We start from the raw sequence: 23942 nt of genomic DNA on the forward strand, positions 1-23942 counted from the left end.
CGAGCCGAATGCACGCCGGCTGCCGTTCATTTCGTTCTGAAAACAATTGCCGGCGTTGTGCCGCAATCACGCGGCGGCGACGGACTTCGCTTGCGCGCTGCGGCCGAGGATCTGGCCGAACACGTCCAGCAGCACATCGGTGGCATTGGCCGCCGCCTCCTTGGCGCGCCAGGCGACGTACATGTCGGGACGCACCAGCACGCAGCCGTCCTCGTCCACCTCGCTCTGGCGATACCAGTCGGCATAGATGTCGAGCGCATCGCAGCCTTGCGGTCCGATCGTCACCACATCGACCGGCAGACCGTAAGCCTTCTCGACTGCGGCTGCGGCCGTCTTCCAGCCCTCGCCGCCGATCCCGGTGAGCAGCGTGAAGCGGCCCTTGCCGGTGAGATCGAGCGTCGATTTGCGCTGGCCGTGATGCTCGACCCAGACATGCGGCAAATGCGCGCCGGGCCAGGTGGTCGCCTGATAATACAGCTCGTGATCCCTGGTGAACGCCGGCATCGGCGTGCCATCGGAGACCACCGCGGTCGAGCCGTAGCGCTGGTTCAGCTCGACGCCGTGGCAGTTGAACTCGTAGCTCTTGTTGGCGATCGCGTCATAGAGCTTCTTGCGGCGCGCCTTGCCTTCCGCAGTCGGCGCCTTGCGCGCGGCGATCGCCTTGCGCGCCTCGGCCGGATCGGTCGAGGCGACGAGCCCGACCGCCTCGAAGATCGGCGGGAAGTCGCCGATGCTCTTGTTGGCGCGGGTCACGATCTGCTTGCCGACCGGCTGCCGCTCGGCCGAATAGGTCTCGAGCAGCGACGGCGCCGCGTGGCCCTCGAGCACCAGCTTGAGCTTCCAGCAGAGATTGTAGGCATCCTGGATTGAGGTGTTGGAGCCGAGGCCGTTGGTCGGCGGGTGGCGATGCACGGCATCGCCGACGCAGAACACGCGGCCGGACGAGTAATGGCCGGCATACATCTCGTTCACGGTCCAGGTCGAGGTCGAGCGAACCTTGACCTCGAGCGTCTCGTCGCCGACCAGGTTGCGGACGATCGAGATCGCCTCATCGTTGGAGAGCTTGCGCTCGCCCTGCTCGATGTCGTAGCCCCAGATGATCAGCCATTCGTTCCACGGCCGTACCATGCGGATCAGGCCGGCGCCGATGCCGCCGATCTCGGCGCCGGGCTGCAGCACCCAATACAGCACGCTCGGACGGTGCGCGACGTATTTGCTCAAATCCGCCTGCACGATGATGTTCATGCTGCCGGCGCGGCCCATCTGGCCTTCCATCGGCAGCCCGATCACTTCGGCGACCCGGCTGCGGCCGCCGTCGGCGCCGATCAGATATTTGGCGCGGATCTGATAGGTCTCGCCGGACAGGCGGTCCTTCACCGTCGCGGTGACGCCGTCGGCATCCTGCACCAGATCGACGAACTCGGTGTTGAAGCACAGCGAGGTGCCGCGCTGGCCGGCGGCCTCGATCAGGATCGGCTCGAGGAAATTCTGCGGCAGGTCGCAGATCCGCGCCGGACTGGCGAGGTCGTAATCCGCCTTGCGCGAGGGATGGTTGCCCCAGGAATACAGCCGGCCGAACTCCTCGCCGGCGAGGCTCTCGCAGAACACGTTGTTGGCCATCAGATGCTGCGGCACCGCCTGCGCCACTGCCTTCTCCTCGAGGCCGAGATCGCGCAGCACCTCCATGGCACGCTGGTTGGTGATGTGGGCGCGCGGCGTGTCGGCGAGCCAGCCATATTTGGTCACCAGGATATGCTTGACGCCATACATGCCGAGCAGTGCCGCCGCCGTCGCGCCGGCCGGGCCACTGCCGACGACAAGCACGTCGGTCTCAACAGTTTTGCTGGTCATGGTCCTCTCCTTGGTCGTGTCGTTGGTTGTGATCGTCATTCGGCGGCCATCATCGGCTGCGGCACCAAGCCCGCGCCCGGCCGCATCTGGAAGTCGTAGGTCATCAGGTGCCACGGGCCGGAAACCCGCTCGCCGTTCGGCAGCACCGGCTCGCTCTTCGGCTCGACGCGGGCGATGAGTTCGTCCTTGACGCCGAACACCACGTCGCTGCGCAGATATTCGTCGCCATCGAGGAACACGTGGGTGATCAGCGGCTCAAAGCCTTCGGCTTTGACCAGGAAGTGCACATGCGCCGGCCGCATCGGATGACGTTTCGTCGCGGTGATCAGACCGCCGACCGGGCCATCGGTCGGGATCGGATAGCTGCACGGCAGGATGGTTCGGAACGAAAAGCGGCCGTCGGCATCGGTAACGAAGCGCGCGCGCAGCGACGGACCGTGCGCCGCGTAGTTCGCCTTCTGCGAATCGTAGAAACCGTCATCATCGGCATGCCAGACATCGATCTCGGCACCGGCGAGCGGCTTGCCGGCAAGGTCGGTGACGCGGCTCTGCACGAACATCACTTCACCGTCGATGCCCTCGGAGATGTTGGCGCCGTGCGGCGTGACGCGGTGCTCGCCGACATAGAACGGGCCGAGCACCGTGGTCTCGGTCGCGCCCTCACGCTCGCGGTGATTGACGGCGTCGACTAGCATCGAGACGCCGAGCACGTCAGAGAGCAGGATGAACTCCTGGCGCAGCGGCGTGCAGGTCTGCCCGGTGCGGGTCAGGAATTTGATCGCCTGACTCCATTCCTCGAAGGTGAGCTCGGTGCGGCGCACCAGATCGTGCAGCGACTTGACCGTCTCCTCGATGAGGAATTTCAGCCGCTTGTTCGGCGTGTTGGCGAAGCTGCGGATCACCTCATCGGTGAGATCGTGCTCGTTGAAATTGGCCATCATGTTGTCCCTTGATCTCGAGATGTCAGTGCTGCGCGGGTGCATCGCCGCGCCAGGCCGCCGCGATCAGGTCCTGGATCGCGACGCGCTCCACAGGTCTTGGATTGGCATAGGGGCTGCGCACCGCCATCTCGGCAGCGCGCGCGATGCCGTCCTCGGGCATGCCGATGTCGGCCAGCCGGCGCGGCAGCGCGAGCCGGCGCGCGAGGTCGAACAGCCCTTGCGGCGCGTCACTCGCGCGCAATGCGCGCGCAATCCGGGTCATCGCGTCAGGCGCGGCGGCGGCGTTGTAGGCGGCCGCATGCGGCAGCACGATCGCGTGGGTTTCGGCGTGCGGCAGGTTGAACATGCCGCCCAGCACGTGGCAGAGCTTGTGGTGCAGCGACATCCCGACCGCGCCGAGACAGACACCGCAGAGCCAGGCACCGTAGAGCGCATCGCGCCGCGCTTCGGCATCGGCCGGCGCTGTCATAATGCGTGGCAGTGCGCGGGCGAGCGCGGCGATGCCGTCCTCCGCCATCAGCGAGGTCAATGGATTGGCGTCGGGCGCATACAGCGCCTCGACGGCGTGAGCGATCGCGTTGAGGCCGCTGGCGGCGGAGACATGCGGCGGCAGGCTGACGGTGAGATCGACGTCGTAGATGACGGCGTCCGGCACCAGATCGTGGGAGTGCTGCGTGGTCTTGATGCCGTTGCTGGTTTCGCCCAAGATCGGCGTCATCTCCGAGCCGGCATAGGTGGTCGGCATCGCGATATGCGGCAGCCCGGTGCGCAGCGACAGCGCCTTGCCGAGCCCGACCGTCGAGCCGCCGCCGATCGCGACCAGCCCGTCGATGTCGCGGGATTCAACGATGCGAAGCGCTTCGTTGGTGACCTCGACCGGCGTATGCATGCGCGCGCCGGCAAACGTTCCTGCGAGCCGGTCACCGAGGCCTGCGCCGAGCCTTTGTCCAAGATCCTGCTGCTCGGGCGTGGTCAGCACCAGCGCCCGCTTGATGCCGAGGCGCTCGGTCTCCTCGCCAAGCCGCGCCGTGGTGCCGGCGCCGAACACCACGCGATATTGCTGCGAGCAATAGGCAAAGGCGCCCTGACCGGCATCTCCAGCCGCCGCGATCGGCGGACGTACGGCATCGGACGCTGCGATGCTCATGGCATTTCTCCCAGCCGGCGGACCGGCAAATTTCACTTTGTTGGGAGAAAGCTAGCGGCGGGCGGCGGTCGCGGGCCTGCACGAAACCGGAGAGAATCTGCACAAAACCGGAAAAATCGTCAGCCCGGATGCGGCGCGCAGCGCCCCTCGCCTGACCCCGCCAGCTGCACGCTAATGGCTGCGCCGGTAGCGCCCCGGCGTCACGCCGGTGAAGCGGCGGAACATCCGCGTAAAATGCTCCTGATGCGAGAAGCCGCAGGCCAGCGCGATGTCGGCGAGACTCTGCGTCTCGTCGGCGAGCATCGCCCTGGCCCGCTCGATGCGGAGGTTTAGCACGTATTGGTAGGGCGAGACACCGCTGGTCGCCTTGAACAGGCGCACGAAATATTCGGTGCTGCGGCCGCACAGCTCGGCCAGCTGGTCGAGCCGGATATCGGTATCGAGATTGGCGTCGACGAATTCGCGGATCCGCGCCATCTGCCTGTTGCTGAGCAGGTTCGGATGCTTGCCGGCCTCCACGCTCGGCTTGTGGAAATTGATCGCGACAAAGCGGTTGGCGATCGCCTGCGCGATCGGATCGACGAACAGCGACGAGGCCGGCAGGCCGCCGGTGATGGTCTCGCCGATCGCCGCGGCGAGATGCTCCAGCACGGCATCCTGATCGCCGAGCATCGGCGCCAGCCCGCCGATCAGGCTGGACGCCCCGTCCCGGCCCGCAAACAGGTCGGACCGCAGATAGATGTGGGTGGATTCCAGCGCCTCACGCAAGACCACGTTGCAGGTGTGCCCGGCCGGCAGGAAGAACACGCCGCCGCGCGGGATCTGCCGGGCCACCGACTTGCCGTCCATCACATAGGTGATGTCGACCGGACCGCCCCGGTGCAGCACCATCAGATTGTCCGACAGCGCGTGGAAATGCCCGTCAAACGGCCGTTCGCGCTGAACCGAGGCAAACGCCGACGACCAGCCGAGCCCTTCGCTCGAGCCGCGGAAATCGGCCTGGAAGCGGTTCAGGATCCCGTGCGTCTCCTGCACCCCAAAATTCGACGTCGCCTGCATCCGGCAGTCCAAGGGCTCGAGGCCTCACGTGCCGGTCGAGTGAAACCCAACGGCCATGGATTTTCAACACAATCGAACCGACGGCTCCCCGCGGCGACCTTGCTGCGTCGCAATAGCCGGGGCCTCTATTCCTTGACCGCAAGCCAGATCACGTGGCGGACACCGCGGCCACGACCCGTGGCACGGACCGCAATCTCGTTGACGGCGAACCCGGCCCGGGACAGGGATTTCGGGAACCTGGCATTCGGGCCCGATGACCAGACGGCGAGCACGCCGCCGCGGCGCAACGCGGTGTGCGCGGCTTTGAGCCCGGAGACGTCATACAGCGCGTCGTTGGCCTTGCGGGTCAGGCCCTCCGGCCCGTTATCGACATCGAGGAGAATGGCATCGAAGCTGTGCGGGTGGCGCTCGATGACGTCGGCAACGTCCACCTCGTGGATGCTGACGCGCGGATCGTTCAGGCTGTCGCCGAAAATCTCGGCCATCGGGCCTCGCGCCCAGGCGACCACGGCCGGGACCAGCTCGGCCACCGTGATCTGCGCATCGGATCCGAGCACGGCGAGCGCCGCCCGCAGCGTAAAGCCCATGCCGAGGCCGCCGATGAGGAAATGCGGCCGTGCGACCTTCTCGATCCTCTTCGCAGCGAGCGTCGCCAGCGCCTCTTCCGAGCCCGACAGGCGGCTGTTCATCAGCTCGTTGGTGCCGAGCATGATCGAGAATTCGGAGCCGCGCCGCATCAGACGCAATTCACCCTCAGTGCCGGGAATGCGCGCGGTATCGATCTTTTCCCATGGAATCATGCGGCGGCTTGTAGCATGGCCGGCACCGTGGCCGTAGCCCGGATGGAGCCAACGGGTCGCGCAAACGCGCGCCCGATGACAGGCTCCGCGCAATCCGGGAAATCTCCCGCCACTCGCAAGGCCCCGGATTTCGCTCCGCTCCATCCGGGCTACGAAGGCGCAAGGCTAGCCGCCGGCCCAGACGTCGAGCACGTAGCGGTTCCTGGTGCCCATCTCTTCGATCCAGCGAGCGGCGGCATCGGCATCAGTGCCGGTGCGCTCGCGATAGATCGACATCAACACCGCCTTGACGTCGGGCTCCATCTTGCTGCCGTCGCCGCAGACATAGACGATCGCGCCCTTCTGGATCAGCTCCCAGACCCGGTCCTTCTGCGCGGCGACGAGATGCTGCACATAGGTCTTCGGACCATCGGCGCGCGAGAACGCGGTGAAGAGCTCACTGACGCCGTCGGCGGCGAATGCCTTCAGCTCGTCCGCATAGATGAAGTCCTGCTCCGGATGGCGGCAGCCGAAGAACAGCATCGCGGGGCCGAGCGTCGCGCCCTGCGCCTTGCGCGCGGCGCGCTCCTGCAGGAAGCCGCGGAACGGTGCTAAGCCCGTGCCCGGCCCGATCATGATGATCGGCACGGCATTGTCGTCCGGCAGGCGGAAGCCGGCCTTGGTTTCCTTGATGGTGGCGTGGACGGTGTCGCCGGCTCTGCGGCGCGCCAGATAGTTTGAGCAGATGCCCTTGTAGATGCCGCGGCCCGAACTGGCGGGCGCCTCCACGACGCCGACGGTGACGCTGCAGCGCTGCGCCTCGCCGGCCGGAGACGACGAGATCGAGTAGTAGCGCGGCGCCAGCAGCGACAGCATTTCGAGATAGAGATGGAACGGCAGTTCGCAGGCCGGATATTCCTCAAGCAGGTCGAACACCGATTTGCGCTTGGCCAACACCTCGGTGCGATAGCGCCCGGCCGAGGCGTCGTCGTCGCCGACATAGGCCATCAGCTTCGGCTTGGTCACCGGGCAGCGCGTGTGCTCGGCCATGATCTGTATCTGCTTGCGGGTCGCGACCTGCTGCAGTTCGACGAACTCGGTGAGCAGCCGGCCGACCGACACGGCGTTGCCGACCGGCAGTTGCGCGCGGCGGCCTTCCGAGACCTGCAGGCGGATCTGGTCGGCCGGCAGGAAGCCGAACCGGCGCGCAACGGAATCGACCAGGGTCGGATCGTTGCGCGGCACCACGCTGAGATGATCGCCGACGCGATACTTCAGGCTGGCGGGCAGCTCGACCTCGATATGCCGGGTCGAGCGCTCAGACGGATGGGCGCCGTCCTTGGTCTGCAGCTCGTTGTTGGCGAGCACCTTCATCGGCACCGCGCCGCCCTGCGTCACGATGGTGTTGACCGCGCCCTGCGCCACCGGCTCGATCGCATAAAGCGGCTCGTCCTCGGCGGTACGGGTGAAATTCCAGTCGATGCCGAATTCCTTGGTCGCGACCTTGGCCGCCTCCGGGAACCATTTCTGGAACTGGCCGTCGAGATCGCTGCGCGCATCGCCCTCGCCGCGCGGATAGACCGCGCGCGCGCCATGCTTGGTCAACTGCTCGTCGATGAAGCGCGGCACCGACTGGTAGGTCGCCGCCCAATCGCTGTTGCCGCAGCCGAACACGGCGTAGCGCACCTTGGCGAAGGCGTCCTTCGGCAGGTCGCTCTCCAGCCATCTGACGAACTGCGTCGCATTGTCGGGCGCTGCGCCATTGTAGGAGGCGCAGATGATCAGGACGCCGCCCTCCTCCGGCAGCTTGCCGACATAATCGTCCAGCGGGCCAAGCCGGGTGGCGAAGCCATTGATCTCCGACAAATCGGCCATGCGGGTCGCCAGCTCCTCGGCCGAGCCGAGATTGGAGCCGTAGAGCACCAGCATCGGCGTGTTGTGGCCGGGCCGCGTGGTCGGCGCGCGCTGCGGCTTCGGCGCAGCCGCAACGGCGCCCGTAGCACCGGCGAACGCGCCGCGATCTTTGTCGTCGCGCGGCCGCACCTTGATCCTGAAGCCGTCGGGCTTGACCGTCAACGTCTCCTTCAGATGCATCTGGTAGCGATGCACGTCGAGCAGCTTGAAGCGCTGCAGGATCATCCCGATCGCAAGCGCGGCCTCGTGCATGGCAAAGCCGCGGCCGATGCAGGCGCGCTGGCCGTTGCCGAACGGCTTCCAGGCATTGATCGGGCGCTTGGCCTCGGCCTCGCGGCTGAAATTCTCGGGATCGAACACATCGGGGTTCGGCCCCCAGACGCTCGGGTCACGATGCAGCGCCATCACCAGGATGGTGATGAAGGTGTTCTTCTTCAGCTTGTACTTGCCGCCGATCGTCTCGTCGTTGAGCGGCGCGATGCCGTAAGCCGGTGCCGGCGGCCACAGCCGCAGCGCCTCCTTCAGGCATTGGGTGATGTAGGTGAGTTGCGTCACCTGCTGATAGGTCGGCCGCGCGTTGACGTCCGGACCGAGGACGCGATCGACCTCCTCGTAGGCTTTCTTCAGCACCTCGGGATGCTTCAGCAGCGCATAGATCGTGCACGACAACAGGCCAGAGGTGGTCTCGTGTCCCGCGATCAAAAACGTGTTGATCTGGTAGCGGATGTTGACGTCGTCGAGCTGCTCGCCGGTGGCGCGGTCGACGCCGGTCATCATCGCGGCCAGCATGTCCTTCTTGTCGTCGGTCACGTCGGTGTTGCCGCGGCGTTCGGCGATGATCTCGTCGACCATCTTGTTCATGAAGGCGACGTCGTCGGCGAGCGTCTTGCGCCGCTTCTGCATCCACAGACCCTCGAGCGGCAGGCCGCGGGTCATCATGATGGTTTCGAGCGAGCGCACCAGCGATTCCACGAAGGGGTGGTAGTCGCGGCGGTAGAACGAATTGAAGCGATAGTCGAAGCCGCACAGCCCGATGGTGTCGAGGGTCAGCGCCGTCATGTCGTGGACGACCTCGATCTCCTCGTCAGCGTTGAGGCGCTCCCATTTCTTGACCAGCTGCTCGGCGATATCGACCATGCTCGGGTGGTACGACTGCATGGCGCGGTTGCCGAACGGCTGCATCAGGATGTTGTGCGCCTTGCTCCAGTTCGGCTCCCTGGTGTCGGCGGTGAACAGCCCGTCGCCGCCGACCGCGCGCACCCGGCGCAGCGAGCCGCGCACCGCCTTGTCGAAGCGCTTCTCGTCGGACAATTCGTCGACCAGGTCATGGCCGGACACGATCACGAGCGGCGCGCCCATCATGTCGAGCCAGAAGATCGGCCCGAGCTCCTTGGAGAGCTTGACCAGATGCTGCACCGGCGCGGTCGAATCCAGCGACAGCATGTTGCCGACCACCGGCTTCGTCGGCGGATGCGGGATCGGACTCAGTCTGTTGCCGGACGCCATGTTGAGATTGCCCCCTGTGTAGAACCCCCGTCATTCCGGGATGGTCCGAAGGACCAGACCCGGAATCTCGAGATTCCGGGTTCGATGCTGCGCATCGCCCCGGAATGACGACTTGGTCGTCAGCCAAACCGTTTCCTGCGCCATTCGATCAGCTTTGCGCTGACCTCGTCAGGCTTTTCCTGCTGCGTCCAATGGCCGCTGTCCTTGACCAGATATTTTTCGAGATCCGGCACCAGTCTCTCCATGCCGTCGGCGGCCGAGGGCGGCAGCACCGCGTCGTTCTCGGCCATGATCATCAGCGACGGCACCCGCACATTGTGGTCCAGCCCCGCCGAGCGTTCCCAGTTGCGGGTGAAATTGCGATACCAGTTGATGCCGCCGGTGAAGCCGGTTTTGGTGAAGGTGTCGACGAACACCTTCTTCTCCTCGGCGGACAGGATCGGGGTGCGCGGATCGTGCTTGGCGTCGTAATTCGCGATCATCTGCGGGAACGCCAGATTGAGCCGGGCCGACGCCCCGACGCCCGCGATCGGCTGTTCGGGCGGCGCATCCGCGGGACGCGGCGCCGGCTTGCGCATGAAGGCATCGAAGGTCTGCTCGACCCGGCTGCCAAAAATCCGGTCCGGCTCGCGCGCCGGATCCTGGAACTGGACGATGTACATGTGGTCGCCGAAGCGCTGGCGGAACAGCGCGATCGGATCCATTGGCGCACGGTCCCAATGCGGCGTGTTGACGCCGACGACGCCGGCGACCCGCGACGAGTGCCTGAGCGGCATCTGCCAGACGACAAAGCCGCCCCAGTCGTGACCGACGAAGATCGCCTTGTCGATCTTGAGGTGATCGAGCAAGCCGACCAGATCGCCGGTCAGCTGCTCCATGTCGTAGGCCTCGACCGGCTCGGGCCGGTCGGTCGCGCCATAGCCGCGCTGATCCGGTGCAATCACCCGGATGCCGGCCTCGCCCAGCGCCTTGATTTGATGACGCCAAGAGAACGCCAGTTCGGGCCATCCGTGGCACAGCACCACGGGCGGCGTGTCGGTCTTGGGGCCAGCTTCGTAGAACCCCATGCGGATGCCGTTCGTCTCGGCGAACTGCAGCGGTGGCATTTCTATCATCGACGGAATTCCTATTCGGCCGCGCCCTTGATGTCGGCAGGCGGGGGAGCGAACGCCGCCTCGAGTGCATCGAATTCGAGCGGCAGCATGTCACACATCACCTGCACGTGGGGAATGATGTTGGCACCCACGATGAAACCGAAATCGAGCTGATCGCGGTAGCTCTGCACGGTGATGTTGAGCGCAACGCCGTGGGTCGAGATCGAAACCGGGAAGATGTGCAGCAGCTCGGCGCCGGCCGCATACAGCGTCTGCCGCGGCCCCGGCACGTTCGAGACCGTGATGTTCGTCGCCGGCGGCAGCACGTTGGAGAGATCGGAGCGGCTGTACAGCAGCGCCAGGATCTGCACCAGGATCGGCGCGCCCAGCAGCGAGATGTTGGAGACCTGCGGCACCAAAGCGCGCAGCGGATGCGACATCTCCTTGGACTTGGTGGACTGCGCGATGATCGTCTCGAGCCGCTTCTTGGGATCTTCGACATCGGTCGCGATCGAGCAGATCATGCCGAACACCTGGTTGTTGGATTCGGCGTTGCCCTCCTCGCGCAGCGAGATCGGCACGCCGGCGGTCAGCGACTTGTTCGGCAGCGCGCCCTGGCTGATCAGATAGCGCCGCACGACGCCGGAGGCGAGCGCCAGCACGACGTCGTTGAGCTTGCCGCCGGAAGCTTTCGCCAGCGCCTTGGCGCGCGACAGCGAGATCGAGGTGCCGGCAAAGCTGCGCTCCGACGAGATCGCCTTGTTGAGGATGGTCGGCGGCGAGGCCATCGCCTGCAGGCTCTCGCGCGACCGGGGATCGGCGACCTTGGCGACGACGTCGGACAGGCTCTTCATGACGGTCGGCATCGAGCCCGCGAACTTCACGGCGCTCTCGATCTGGAACATGGCGTTGTCGAACAGGATCGAGCCGAGGTCGCTCTTGCCGGAACGCGGCAGTTCGAGGCTCTTCTGTGCCGCGGCGGCCGCCTCGAACGGCTGGGTCCACAGCTGTTGGTAGGCGTCGATCAAATTGGCCGCGATGTCGCGCGGCTCCTGCGCGACCTTTTTCGCGCCCGGCGGCTCGATCTCGCGCGGCACCGGCGTCAGGTCGTAGATCATGCTGGTCAGCGCAGCGCCGGCGCCGCCGTCGATGCAGGCGTGGTGCATCTTGGAATAGAGCCCGATCTCGTTGTCCTTCATGCCCTCGAAGACGTAGAACTCCCAGAGCGGACGGGCGCGGTTCAACAGCTTGGCGTGCATCCAGCCGACGATACGCTCCAGCGTGGCGCGATCGCGCGGCGCAGGCAGGCTGGCGCGGAAGATGTGACGGTCGATGTCGAACTGGTCGTCCTCGACCCAGGACGGATGGTCGATGTCGAGCGGCGCCTTCTGCAGCCGCGCCTTGAGGATCGGCGCGATGTGCAGCCGCGAGGCGATCATCGCCTTGAACTCCTCGAAGAAGTCGCCCTTGTAGCCGTCGGGCAGCCGGAAGATCGCCATGCTGCCGACATGCATCGGCATTTCCGGCGTTTCCAGATACAGAAACGATGCGTCCAGCGAGGACAGCTTCTTGGCGTCGCTCATGATCTCCTCCCGAGAGCCAACTCACGCGGGCGCCTTGGCGGCGCTTCTCGTCGTTAGGATAGTGCCTGTTCTGCCGGCCCGTAGGCAATGGCAAAGGGGCCCGACCGGTTAAAATGCCGGAACTCGCCTTCCGGCTGTGCCAGCCGGTCCGCGATCGCCCACAAAGCTGCGGGGTTGACGCCGAGGCCGAGATGGCTCGCGAGATGCACCTCGATGTTCTCGGCGCTCTCCGACGGGCGCACCCGCGAGGTCCGCCAGTTCACGATGCCGTCGGTGCGGGAATAGATCGAGGTGGCCGGCACCGGCATGTCGCCGGCAATCGCGGCGCGGATTTCGGGAATGTCGTCCACCGCCTCGCCGGACAGCAGCTCATAGAGCCGCGTCGCGTTGGTCGCCCGGATGTCGTCGGCGAACGGACTGCCCAGCGTGATGATCGAGCGCACCAGCTCGGGCATCTGCGACGCCAGGTCGCGCGCATAGACGCCGCCGAGGCTCCAGCCGATGATCGAGACCTTGCGCCCCGACGCCTCATGGACCCGCTTCAGCAGGTCGCGCAGCGCACTCCTCCTGCCGGAGATCCCGCCGAAATTGCGGCCCATGTTCCAGGCATAGGCGTCGTAGCCGAGCTCCTTCAGATAGCGCCGCATCGGCGCCATCGAAAGGTCGCTGGCGAGGAAGCCCGGCAGCGCCAGCACCGGATGACCGTCGCCCTTCGGCGCCTGCATCAGCAACGGCGACAGCAAGAGGCTCGAATTGAGCTCCAGCACGCCGCGCGCTTCCGCCAGCATCAGGAACAGGCTGGGTGGGCGCAACCGGCGTTCGGTCCCGTCAATGCTCCTGTCCATACCGGCCACTATTTCTTCTTGCTCGCGCCGCCGAAGCCGGCCATCGCGACGAACATGTCCTGGAAGCGCTCGGCGAGCTTGGGATCGAAGGTGAACCAGCTCTGCATCAGCGATTCCGGCGAGATCTTCTCGATGTTGGACAGCATCTGCTGCTGCAGCTTGTCCATCACAGCGGTCTGCATCGGCTGAACATCGGGCAGGCCGAAGAACTGCCGCGCTTCGAGGGGCGTGCAATCTATCTCGACGTTGACTTTCATATCCGCCTCCTCAAATGCGCCATGACCCAGCTCTGCCTGGCCGAGCTCAGTATCGCCGGGACGGGGTCCGTCGCGCAAGCGAGCCATTCCCGCCATAGTGGACAGTCGGCCTCAATCATCCGTTATGGTCAACCGAACCGTTTCGAGCGACCGGCGCGAACGGGGCTCGCCGGCGGTCATTCCGGGACCAGCAAGCGGCACTCCGAAAGTCGAATGTCACGCGCCCTCGCCGACCGCCTACTCTCATATCGCATTCATTGCGCTGCACCTGCGCGAGGCGATTAACCCTTTGGGAAATCGCGCTTGCGCGGCCGGTAAACTCTGGCAACATGCATCAATAATACCAGCCGGACAAAGCAACCGGCGGACAAAAACGGGGACGCGGGATCACATGTCGGTACGTTGGAGTTTGTTTGCGGCGACTGCCGTCGCGCTTGTTGCCCTTGCCTTGCCGGCATCGGCCCAGACGCTGAAATATGCCAACCAGGGCGAGCTGAAGTCGCTGGATCCCTACACGCTGAAGGAAACCACGACGATCGCGCACCACGCCCATGTCTATGAAGGCCTCACCGCGCGCGACAAGGACCTCAAGATCATTCCGGCACTCGCGGAAAGCTGGGAGACGCTGAGCCCGACCAAATGGCGCTTCCATCTGCGCAAGGGCGTGAAATTCCACAATGGCGATCCCTTCACCGCCGACGACGTGCTGTTCTCCGCCGACCGCGTCCGCGCCAAGGGCTCCAATTTCCTCAGCAACGTCCCGGCCGACGCCAAGTTCACCAAGGTCGACGACTACACCGTCGACGTGACGCTGGACTCGCCCAATCCCATCCTGACCTCGCAATGGGATAGCTGGTACATCATGGACAAGAAGTGGTGCGAGGAGAACAACTCGGTCGCACCGACGCCGGCCTCCGCAACCACACCGAGCTACGCTGCGCTGCACGAGAACGGCACCGGTCCGTTCACGATCGAGAGCCATCAGCCCGGCGTGAAGACCGTGTTCAAGGCGTTTCCAGGCTATTGGCGCAAGCCCGAGCATAATCTCAAGGAGATCATCTTTACCCCGATCGGCTCCGACGCCACCCGCGTTGCCGCGCTGCTCTCAGGCGAGGTCGATGTCATCGAACCGGTTCCGCTGCAGGACATCCAGCGCGTCAATTCCAGCGGCATCGCCACCGTCATGACCGCGCCGGAGATCCGCACCATCTTCATCGGCATGGATATGGCGCGCGACGAGCTTTTGTACTCCAACGTCAAGGGCAAGAATCCCTTCAAGGACATCCGCGTCCGCGAAGCCTTCTACAAGACGATCGACGTCGATCTGATCAAGACCCGCGTGATGCGCGGCATGTCGACGCCCTCGACGCTGATGATCGCGCCCGAGCTCTATCCGCTGTCGAAGGAATTCACCCGGCCGAAACTCGATCCTGATGGTGCCAAGAAGCTGCTGGCCGATGCCGGCTATCCGAACGGCTTCGAAGTCACGATGGATTGCCCGAACGACCGCTACGTCAACGACGCCGCGATCTGCCAGGCCGTGGTCGGCATGCTGGCCCGTATCGGCGTCAAGGTGAACCTGCTGGCGCAGCCGAAGGCGCAGTATTTCGCCAAGGTGCTGAAGCCCGGCGGCTACCAGACCTCGTTCTTCATGCTGGGCTGGACGCCCGCGACATCAGACTCGCACAACGTGCTGCACGACATCCTCGGCTGCCGCGACGATCCGACGGATGCAACACGGGGCGAGGCCAATCTCGGCGGCTATTGCAACAAGGAAGTCGACGCGCTCACCGACAAGGTCCTGGTCGAGAGCGACACGGCCAAGCGCGACCAGTTGATCAAGCAGGCCTACGAGATCGTCATCAAGGATTACGGCTACATTCCGCTGCATCAGCAACCGCTGGTGTGGGGCGTGTCGAAAAAGGTCAAATTGACCCAGCGTGCGGACAACCAGGTGCTGCTCTACTGGGCGACCAAGCAGGGTGAATAATGGTTTCGGCGAATTGGGTCCCGGAAGCGCAGGCTTCCGGGACCTCGCGGTTTCCGGCCGCGCAAAGCTGCGCGCCAAATGTCAAAGCAGTGAAAGGTAGAGATGCTCGCTTTCACTCTTCGCCGCCTCCTGCAGGCGATCGGCGTGATGCTCGCCGTAGGCGTCATTGCGTTCGCGATGTTCCGCTTCGCCGGCGATCCGGTGAACCAGATGGTCTCGATCGACACCTCGGCCGCGCAGCGCGCTGAGATCCGGCACTCGCTCGGCCTCGACGATCCCGTGCTGGTGCAGTTCGGCCGCTACTTCATCAATGCGCTGCAATTCAAGTTCGGCGTGTCCTACCAGTTCCGTCTGCCGGTCTCCTCGCTGCTGGCGGAGCGCCTGCCGGCGACGCTGGAGCTTTCGATCTGCGCGACGGTGCTCGCGATGGTCGCCGGCATCCTGATGGGGGTCTATTCGGCGCTGCGCCGCGACACCATCCTCGCCAGATTATTCCAGGCGATATCGCTGATCGGCATTTCGCTGCCGACCTTCCTGATCGGCATCCTGCTGATCTATCTGTTCGCGGTGACCCTAGGCTGGCTGCCCTCCTTCGGCCGTGGCGAGGTGGTGAAGCTCGGCTGGTGGTCGACGGGGCTGCTCACCGTCTCCGGCTGGAAGGCGATCATCATGCCGGCGATCACGCTCGGACTGTTCCAGATGACCCTGATCATGCGGCTGGTGCGCGCCGAAATGCTGGAAGTGCTGCGGACCGATTATATCCGCTTCGCCCGCGCCCGCGGCCTGACCACGCGCGCGATCCATTTCGGCCATGCGCTGAAGAACACCCTGGTTCCGGTGATCACGGTGGCCGGCCTGCAGTTTGGCTCGGTTATTGCTTTCTCGATCATCACCGAAACCGTGTTCCAGTGGCCGGGCATGGGGCTTCTGTTCGTGCAGGCCGTGCAGAACGTCGATATCCCGATCATGGCCGCGTATCTCCTGATGGTCTCGCTGATCTTCGTCACCATCAATCTGGTGGTCGACATTCTCTACACCGTGGTCGATCCGCGCTTGCGCTCGACCGTCAGCCGCGCGGCGTGAGGGAGCAACCGATGTCCGACGCCGTCGTCCCCCATCGCTCCGAAGATCACCCGCAGGCACCTGCCGGCTGGTTCAAACGCGCGCTCGACAGCGACATCTTCTATTCGTTCCGCCGATCCCGCCTGACGATGGTCGCCGCCGTGATCACGCTGCTGTTCTTCCTGCTGGCAATCTTCGCCTCATGGCTTGCGGTGCAGAATCCGTTCGATCCGGCGCAGCTGCAGCTGATGAACTCGCGGATCGCGCCGCTGTGGACCGCCGACGGCCAGAGCCCGTTCCTGCTCGGCACCGACGAGCAGGGCCGCGACGTGCTCTCGGCGATCCTTTTCGGGCTGCGCATCTCGCTTGCGGTCGGCCTGGCGGGCGTCGTCTTCGCCGGCGCGCTCGGCATCGCGCTCGGGCTGGTCGCCGGCTATTTCGGCGGCGCGGTGGACAGCGTGATCATGCGGATCGCCGACGTGCAGCTCACCTTCCCCGCGATCCTGATCGCGCTTTTGGTCAACGGCGTCGCCAAATCGCTGCTCGGCAACCGGCTCGACGAGATGAGCACGCTCGGCGTGCTGATCATCGCGATCGGCCTCAGTTTCTGGGTGCAATATGCCCGCACCGTGCGCGGCTCGGTGATGGTCGAGAAGAACAAGGATTACGTGGCGGCGGCGCAGCTGATCGGCCTGCCGGCGCCGAAGATCCTGCTGCGGCACGTGCTGCCGAACACGATGGGCCCGATCCTCGTCATCGCCACCATCAACCTCGCGCTCGCGATCATCACCGAGGCGACGCTGTCGTTCCTCGGCGCCGGCATGCCCGACACCATGCCTTCGCTCGGCACCCTGATCCGGATCGGCAACAACTATCTGTTTGCCGGCGAATGGTGGATCGTCGCCTTCCCGGGCATCGCCCTGGCCGGCCTGATCCTGTCCATCAACCTGCTCGGCGACTGGCTGCGCGACGCACTTAACCCAAAGCTCCGATGACCCAGCCCGTTCTCTCCGTGCGTAATCTCGAGGTGGAATTCGTCACCCGCCGCGCGACGTTGCGTGCCATCAACGGCGTGTCGTTCGACATTGCCAAGGGCGAGGTGCTCGGCGTGGTCGGCGAGTCCGGCGCCGGCAAGTCGGTCACCGGCCTTGCCGTGATCAGGCTGATCGATCCGCCCGGCCGCATCTCGGCCGGCGAGATCGAGCTGTCGGGCACGCGGATCGACCATCTTCCGCTGGAGGAGATCCGCCGCGTCAGGGGCAAGCGGATCGGCATGATCTTCCAGGATCCGCTGACCAGCCTCAATCCGCTGTACCGGATCGGCGACCAGATCATCGAGACCATCCGCACCCACACCAGCTTAAGCGAAAGTGCCGCGCGCAGGCGCGCCATCGATCTATTGGCCGAGGTCGGCATCCCGGCACCCGAGAAGCGCATCGACGGCTACCCGCACGAATTCTCCGGCGGCATGCGCCAGCGCGTCGTGATCGCGCTCGCGATCTGCGCCGAGCCCGAGTTGATCATCGCCGACGAACCGACCACCGCGCTCGACGTCTCTGTGCAGGCGCAGATCATCGCGCTGATCAAGCGGCTCGGCCGCGACCACGGCACGGCGGTGATGCTGGTGACCCACGACATGGGCGTGATCGCCGAGACCTGCGACCGCGTCGCGGTGATGTATTCGGGCCGCATCGCCGAGATCGGCCCGGTGCAGGAGGTGGTGCGCAACCCGCTGCATCCCTACGCCCGCGGCCTGATGGGCGCGATCCCGACCCTCGCGGGCGAGGACAAGCGCCTGGTGCAGATCCCGGGCTCGATGCCGCGGCTGTCGGCGATCCCGCCGGGCTGCCCGTTCAACCCGCGCTGCGCATTCGCGTTCGATCGCTGCCGCGTCGAACGCCCCGAGCCGATCCGGCAGGGCACGCAATCCGTCGCCTGCCACCTGTTCGAGCCGGCGAAGGAGACCGCGGCATGAGCGGGACATTGATCGAAGTCAGGAATTTGCGCCGCGTCTTCGACGTCTCGAAGCCGTGGCTCAACCGCGTGATCGAGGGCGGTCATCCCGAACTCCTCAAAGCCGTCGACGGCGTCTCTTTCGACATCAAGCGCGGCGAGACCTTTGCGCTGGTCGGCGAATCCGGCTCGGGCAAGACCACGGTTGCGCGCATGGTCGTCGGCCTGCTGCCGCCGAGCTCGGGCGAAGTCGTCATCGACGGCGTCTCGATGACCGATCCGCGGCAGGGCCAGGCGCGCCGCCGGCTGCGCCGGCGCATCCAGATGGTTTTCCAGGACCCCTATGCGAGCCTCAACCCGCGCTACCGGGTCGCCGCCATCGTCGCCGAGCCGATCCGCGCCTTCGACCTGATCCAGGGCGAACGCGACATCAAGGCCCGGGTCGGCGAATTGCTCTCGCTGGTCGGCCTGCACCCCGACGACGGCCAGAAATTCCCGCACGAATTTTCCGGCGGCCAGCGCCAGCGCATCGCGATCGCCCGCGCACTGGCCTCCGAGGCCGAGTTCATCGTCTGCGACGAGCCGACCTCGGCGCTCGACGTCTCGGTGCAGGCGCAGATCCTCAATCTGATGCGCGACCTGCAGGACAAGTTCGGCCTGACCTATCTGTTCATCAGCCACAATCTCGCGGTGGTCCGCCACATGGCGAGCCGGATCGGCGTGATGTATCTCGGCCGCATCGTCGAGATCGCCGAGGGCCGAAAACTGTTCGAGAACCCGCGGATGCCCTACACCAAGATGCTGCTCGGCGCGGTTCCGGATCTTGCGATGTCCGGCCGCCAGCGCATCCCGGTCAAGGGCGAGATTCCCAATCCGATCGATCCGCCGCGGGGCTGCGCGTTCAATCCGCGCTGTCCTCTCGCCTTCGATCTCTGCCGCGAGAAGACGCCGGAACTGATCGACGGCGTCGCCTGCCACGCCGTCAACAGCCCTGCCGCCGCCGTCCCGGCATGATCACGCGGATGGGAGCGGCCATGTCCACCAAGCGGTTGGCATACCAGCCCGGCTGTGATCAAGTGCGCGCGCAAAAAGCCCAACAAGCCGCCGAACGGTGAATAGCCATGAGCAACGTCAACCCCGATCCATTCACCACAAGACCGGAGATCGAAGGTACCTTCGGCGTCGTCACCTCGACGCACTGGATCGCCACCGCGGTCGGCATGGCGACGCTGGAAAAAGGCGGCAACGCCTTTGATGCGGGAGTGGCGGCCGCCTTCACCCTGCAGGTGGTCGAGCCGCATCTGAACGGCCCCGGCGGCGACGTCCCGATCATCGTGCACGACGTCAAGCGCGGCAAAAGCGAAGTGATCTGCGGCCAGGGCCCGGCGCCGGCGAAGGCGACGATTGCGCATTACCGCAGCGAAGGCCTCGAAATGGTGCCCGGCACCGGCCTGCTCGCCGCCTGCGTGCCCGGCACATTCGAAACCTGGATGCTGCTGCTGCGCGACTACGGCACATTGAAGCTGCGCGACGTGCTGGAGCCCGCGATCGGCTATGCCCGCGACGGCCATCCGCTGGTCGAGCGCGCCTCCGCCACCATCAAGACCGTCGAGCAGCTGTTCCGGAAATACTGGACCACGTCGGCCGACGTCTATCTGCCGAACGGCGAGGTGCCGAAGCCCGGCACGCTCTTCACCAACAAGAAGCTCGCGGAGACCTACGCGCGTATCCTGACCGAGGCGGAGAGCGCAGGCGGCGACCGCGTGGCGCAGATCGAGCGCGCCCGGCAGGCCTGGTCGAAGGGTTTCGTCGCCGAGGCGATCGACAAATTCTGCCGCACCCAGGAGGTGATGGACGTCTCCGGCTCGCCGCATCGCGGCGTGCTCTCGGCCGACGACATGGCGCGCTGGCAGCCGACCATTGAGGCGCCGCTCACTTACGATTACGGCCGCTACACCGTGCAGAAGGCCGGGGTCTGGAGCCAGGGTCCGGTGATGCTGCAGCAGCTCGCGCTGCTCAAGGGTTTCGAGCTCGACGGGCTCGATCCCGCCGGCCCCGACTTCATCCATCTGCAGATCGAAGCCGCCAAGCTCGCCTATGCCGATCGCGAGACGTTCTATGGCGACCCCAAGTTCACCGATATCCCGATCGAAACGCTATTATCCGACGCCTACAACAACGAGCGGCGTAAGCTGATCTCGAAGGACAAAGCCTCGCTCGACTTCCGCCCCGGCTCGGTCGCAGGATTCGGCGGTGTCGTGAAGCTGCGCCACGCCGAAGGGCATCGCGAAGCGGTCGGCGCCATGGGCGCGGGCGAGCCGACCGTCGGCCGGTTCGGCGAGGTGCGCGGCGATACCGTGCATTTCGACATCATCGACAAGGCCGGCAACATGATCTCGGCGACGCCGTCCGGCGGCTGGCTGCAATCCTCGCCTGTCATTCCCGAGATCGGCTTCTGCCTCGGCAGCCGCGCCCAGATGTTCTGGCTGGAAGAAAACCACCCGGCCTCGCTGGCGCCCGGCAAGCGGCCGCGCACCACGCTGTCGCCGACCATGGCCCTGCGCGACGGCGAGCCGTATCTCTCCTGGGGCTCGCCGGGCGGCGACCAGCAGGATCAGTGGATCACGCAATTCTTCCTGCGCCACGTCCACGCGAAACTGAATTTGCAGGAGGCGATCGACGCGCCGGCCTGGCACTCCGAGCACTTCCCGATCTCGTTCTGGCCGCGCACCTCGCGCCCCGGCGTGCTGGTGCTGGAAAATCGTGTGCCGAAATCGACCATCGACGAATTGAAGCGCCGCGGCCATGTGGTGGAGATTGGCCCCGATTGGTCGGAAGGCCGTCTCACCGCGGCCTCGAAGGTCGGCCCCCGCCGCCGCGCCGCCGCCAACCCGCGCGGCATGCAGGGTTACGCCGCAGGCCGTTAAGACAAGGTGATCGCCGCAGCATGATGACGTCGGGCCGGATCGCAGAGCGAGCTCCCAACTCCACCTCGCCCCGCTTGCGGGGAGAGGTCGGAATTCAAGCACAGCTTGAATTCCGGGTGAGGGGGAATCTCCGCGTACTCGACTTGCACCGTCTTCGCGGAACCAGCCCCTCACCCCAATCCTCTCCCCGCGAAGAGCGGGGAGAGGGAGAAGAGACATGAGATGACCTGGTCGATCATCGCCCGCGACAGCGCCACCGGCCAGCTCGGCATCGCCGTCGCGACGCGGTTCTTTGCGGTCGGCGCGCTGGTACCGCACATCGCACTCGGGATCGGCGCCATCGCGACGCAGGCGCTGGTCAATCCCTACTACGGCATCGACGGTCTTGCGCTGTTGCGCGGCGGCAAGAGCCCGCATGACGTGATCGCGGCGCTCATCGCGCCCGACGGCGGCCGCGAAAGCCGGCAGGTGCATGTCATCGACGCCAACGGCCGCATCGCCGCGCATTCCGGCAAGGATTGCATCGATTGGTTCGGCCATATCGCGGGCGACGGCTTCTCGGTCGCCGGCAACATGCTGGCCGGGCCTGCGGTGCTCGATGAGACTGCGCGCGTCTATGCCGCGAATGAAGGGCTTCCGTTCGCGGAGCGGCTGATCAAGGCGATGTTCGCCGGCGAGGCAGCCGGCGGCGACAAGCGCGGCAAGCAGTCGGCGGCGCTTCTGATCCACGGCACTGAAGAATGGCCGTTGCTCGACCTGCGGGTCGACGACCACGCCGATCCCCTGCGCGAGCTGGAGCGGCTGGAAGCGGTCAGCCGCGAGCACTGGGTGCCGTTCCGGAGCTTCATGCCGACCCGCGCCAACCCGGCCGGAACCAGCGACCGCGCCACGATCGACGCCGGCATCGCAGCGGCATCCAAGTGCCGCGAATGACCGCCGGCCCGCTGATCGAGATCGAGGGCCTGCGCGTCACCTTCCAGGGTGACGACGGCCGCATCACGCATGCCGTCGACAGTGTCGATCTCTCGGTCGCCAACGGCGCCACGCTCGGCCTGGTCGGCGAGTCCGGTTGCGGCAAGAGCGTGACGTCGCTCGCGATCATGGGGCTGCTGCCGAAGCAATCCGCCGCGGTGTCCGGCGCGATCCGCTTCGACGGCTTCGACCTGCTCGACGTGCCTGATGCGACGCTGCGCGACCTGCGCGGCAATCGCCTCGCCATGATCTTCCAGGAGCCGATGACCTCGCTCAACCCGAGCTTCACCATCGGCGACCAGATCACCGAGACGATTTTGCGCCACCGCGGCGGATCCCGGCGCGCGGCGCGCGAGCGCACCATCGAGCTGCTGCGCCGCGTGCATATCCCCTCGCCCGAGAAGCGCATCGACGAGTTTCCGCACAAGCTGTCCGGCGGCATGCGCCAGCGCGTGATGATCGCGATGGCGCTGGCCTGCGATCCGCAGCTTCTGATCGCCGACGAGCCGACCACCGCGCTCGACGTCACGCTGCAGGCGCAGATCCTCGACCTGATGCGCGAGCTGAAGGCCGCGAGTGGCGCGGCGATCATCCTGATCACCCACGATCTCGGCGTCGTCGCCGAGGTCTGCGACGAGGTCGCGGTGATGTATGCCGGCGAGATCGTCGAGCGGGCGCCCGTGGACGAGCTATTTGCCAATCCGCAGCATCCCTACACGGTCGGCCTGCTCGGCTCGATCCCGCGGCTCGACCGTCGCACCAGCCACCTCGCCACCATCGAGGGCATGGTGCCGAACATGGCGAACCCGCCCGTGGGCTGCCGCTTCGCCGCGCGCTGCCCGTTCGTGGAGGACGCTTGCGTAAAATCCCCTCCGCCGCTCGCGATGCTGAGCGCGACCCACGCCTCGCGCTGCATCCGCGCGCCGCTGGAACGGCTGGTGTCATGACCGCGCTGCTCGAGGTCGACGGGCTGGTGAAGCATTTCGTCGCCGAGCGCTCGGTGTTCGGCCGGCCGACCGCCCATGTGAAGGCGGTCGATGGCGTCAGTTTCACCGTCGAGGCCGGCAAGACGCTGGCGCTGGTCGGCGAATCCGGCTGCGGCAAATCGACCGTCAGCCGGCTGGTACTGCGGCTGATCGAGCCGGACGCCGGCCGCATCCGCTTCGAGGGCCGCGACCTCGGCACCCTCGATGCCGGGCAGTTGCGCGCGTTCCGCCGCGACGCGCAACTGATCTTCCAGGACCCTTACGCCTCGCTCAACCCGCGCATGACGGTGAGCCAGATCCTGACCGAGCCGCTGGCGCTGCACAATCTCGTTCCGGCGGCGCGACGCCGCGAGCGGGTCGATGAGTTGCTGCGGCTGGTCGGGCTCGAGCCGCGTTTCGCGCGCCGCTATCCGCACGAATTCTCCGGCGGCCAGCGCCAGCGCATCGCGATCGCCCGCGCGCTCGCGGTCGAGCCGAAGCTGATCATCTGCGACGAGCCGGTGTCGGCGCTCGACGTCTCGATCCGCTCGCAAATCCTGAATCTGCTGCGCGACCTGCAAGATCGGCTGAAGCTCGCCTACATCTTCGTCTCGCACGACCTGGCCGTGGTGAAGCACATCGCCGACCGCGTCGCCGTGATGAATCTCGGCACCGTCGTCGAGACGGCCGAGGTGCATGCGCTGTTCGCCGCTCCGCGCCATCCCTACAGCCGCGCATTGCTATCGGCGATCCCGGTGCCGAAGCCGCGCGCCAAGCGCAGCCGAATCGTGCTGGAGGGCGAGCTGCCGAGCGCGCTCAATCCACCCTCCGGCTGCCGCTTCCACACCCGTTGCCCCTATGTGATCGCGCGCTGCCGCAGCGAAGTGCCGCAGTTGCGCGAAGATGGCACCGGATATGCAACGGCCTGTCACCGGACAAGCGAGCTGCCCGGCGCGGAGGCGATCGTGCCGTCCGATGGCGGGTTCTCGCCGACACTGGAAAAGCTGGTGGCGGCGTTCAATGCGGCGGAAGCCTCGGGGCGGCCCGGGGTTAGTTCGTAGGAACAAAGGCGCAAGGGTTAAAGGCGCAAGAGATAA

19 protein-coding genes are annotated in these 23942 nt (G+C 65.9%); 9 read left to right on the top strand and 10 right to left on the bottom strand.

The features are described from left to right. Positions 1-66: 66 nt before the first annotated feature. From QDT69_RS02755 to QDT69_RS02800, 10 genes are all read right to left on the bottom strand, one after another. Positions 67-1851: an FAD-dependent monooxygenase gene (locus QDT69_RS02755; RefSeq protein ID WP_279705111.1), complete on the bottom strand. Its 1785-nt coding sequence runs from the start codon at positions 1849-1851 to the stop codon at positions 67-69. A 35-nt stretch (positions 1852-1886) separates the two neighbouring features. Next, on the bottom strand, positions 1887-2789 hold the full coding sequence (locus QDT69_RS02760; protein ID WP_279705112.1) for an intradiol ring-cleavage dioxygenase: 903 nt from the start codon (positions 2787-2789) through the stop codon (positions 1887-1889). Between the two features lie 25 nt (positions 2790-2814). Then, entirely contained in the window at positions 2815-3939 is a 1125-nt protein-coding gene (locus QDT69_RS02765) for a maleylacetate reductase (protein WP_279705113.1), read from the bottom strand. A gap of 171 nt (positions 3940-4110) precedes the next feature. Next, entirely contained in the window at positions 4111-4998 is an 888-nt protein-coding gene (locus tag QDT69_RS02770; protein WP_279705114.1) for an AraC family transcriptional regulator, read from the bottom strand. Positions 4999-5123: 125 nt separating this feature from the next. Then, positions 5124-5798, bottom strand: a complete 675-nt coding sequence (locus QDT69_RS02775; protein WP_279705115.1) for a spermidine synthase — start codon at positions 5796-5798, stop codon at positions 5124-5126. A gap of 165 nt (positions 5799-5963) precedes the next feature. After that, positions 5964-9197, bottom strand: a complete 3234-nt coding sequence (locus QDT69_RS02780; protein WP_279705116.1) for a cytochrome P450 — start codon at positions 9195-9197, stop codon at positions 5964-5966. Between the two features lie 119 nt (positions 9198-9316). Continuing rightward, positions 9317-10312: an alpha/beta hydrolase gene (locus QDT69_RS02785; RefSeq protein ID WP_279705117.1), complete on the bottom strand. Its 996-nt coding sequence runs from the start codon at positions 10310-10312 to the stop codon at positions 9317-9319. 11 nt (positions 10313-10323) lie between these two features. Then, positions 10324-11874 (bottom strand): wax ester/triacylglycerol synthase family O-acyltransferase, encoded by a 1551-nt coding sequence (locus tag QDT69_RS02790; protein ID WP_279705118.1) that lies wholly within the window; start codon positions 11872-11874, stop codon positions 10324-10326. 53 nt (positions 11875-11927) lie between these two features. Then, positions 11928-12719 (bottom strand): alpha/beta fold hydrolase, encoded by a 792-nt coding sequence (locus tag QDT69_RS02795; RefSeq protein ID WP_279705119.1) that lies wholly within the window; start codon positions 12717-12719, stop codon positions 11928-11930. Positions 12720-12727: 8 nt separating this feature from the next. After that, positions 12728-12976, bottom strand: coding sequence for a DUF6489 family protein (locus tag QDT69_RS02800; protein WP_279705120.1), 249 nt, complete (start codon positions 12974-12976; stop codon positions 12728-12730). Positions 12977-13367: 391 nt separating this feature from the next. On the opposite strand from QDT69_RS02800, the gene QDT69_RS02805 reads away from it, so the two are divergent. The 9 genes from QDT69_RS02805 to QDT69_RS02845 all read left to right on the top strand — a co-directional run bounded on the left by QDT69_RS02805 (position 13368) and on the right by QDT69_RS02845 (position 23906). Beyond that, the gene (locus QDT69_RS02805) at positions 13368-14966 is read left to right on the top strand and encodes an ABC transporter substrate-binding protein (RefSeq protein WP_279705121.1); all 1599 of its coding nucleotides are present in this window, start codon (positions 13368-13370) and stop codon (positions 14964-14966) included. A 102-nt stretch (positions 14967-15068) separates the two neighbouring features. Further along, positions 15069-16049 (top strand): ABC transporter permease, encoded by a 981-nt coding sequence (locus tag QDT69_RS02810; protein ID WP_279705122.1) that lies wholly within the window; start codon positions 15069-15071, stop codon positions 16047-16049. An 11-nt stretch (positions 16050-16060) separates the two neighbouring features. Further along, entirely contained in the window at positions 16061-17023 is a 963-nt protein-coding gene (locus tag QDT69_RS02815; RefSeq protein WP_279705123.1) for an ABC transporter permease, read from the top strand. Continuing rightward, the gene (locus tag QDT69_RS02820; protein ID WP_279705124.1) at positions 17020-18003 is read left to right on the top strand and encodes an ABC transporter ATP-binding protein; all 984 of its coding nucleotides are present in this window, start codon (positions 17020-17022) and stop codon (positions 18001-18003) included. The genes QDT69_RS02815 and QDT69_RS02820 overlap by 4 nt, the downstream gene beginning before the upstream one ends. Continuing rightward, complete coding sequence (locus tag QDT69_RS02825) at positions 18000-18995, top strand: ABC transporter ATP-binding protein (RefSeq protein ID WP_279705125.1); 996 nt, start codon at positions 18000-18002, stop codon at positions 18993-18995. The genes QDT69_RS02820 and QDT69_RS02825 overlap by 4 nt, the downstream gene beginning before the upstream one ends. 107 nt (positions 18996-19102) lie before the next feature. Further along, on the top strand, positions 19103-20908 hold the full coding sequence (locus QDT69_RS02830) for a gamma-glutamyltransferase family protein (RefSeq protein ID WP_279705126.1): 1806 nt from the start codon (positions 19103-19105) through the stop codon (positions 20906-20908). Positions 20909-21130: 222 nt separating this feature from the next. Beyond that, positions 21131-21841, top strand: coding sequence for a DUF1028 domain-containing protein (locus tag QDT69_RS02835; RefSeq protein ID WP_279705127.1), 711 nt, complete (start codon positions 21131-21133; stop codon positions 21839-21841). Continuing rightward, positions 21838-22827: an ABC transporter ATP-binding protein gene (locus QDT69_RS02840; RefSeq protein WP_279705128.1), complete on the top strand. Its 990-nt coding sequence runs from the start codon at positions 21838-21840 to the stop codon at positions 22825-22827. The genes QDT69_RS02835 and QDT69_RS02840 overlap by 4 nt, the downstream gene beginning before the upstream one ends. Then, positions 22824-23906, top strand: coding sequence for a dipeptide ABC transporter ATP-binding protein (locus QDT69_RS02845; protein ID WP_279705129.1), 1083 nt, complete (start codon positions 22824-22826; stop codon positions 23904-23906). Before QDT69_RS02840 ends, QDT69_RS02845 begins: the two co-directional genes overlap by 4 nt. Positions 23907-23942: the final 36 nt, after the last annotated feature.

Source organism: Bradyrhizobium sp. CER78, assembly GCF_029846235.1.
Classification (GTDB): domain Bacteria; phylum Pseudomonadota; class Alphaproteobacteria; order Rhizobiales; family Xanthobacteraceae; genus Bradyrhizobium.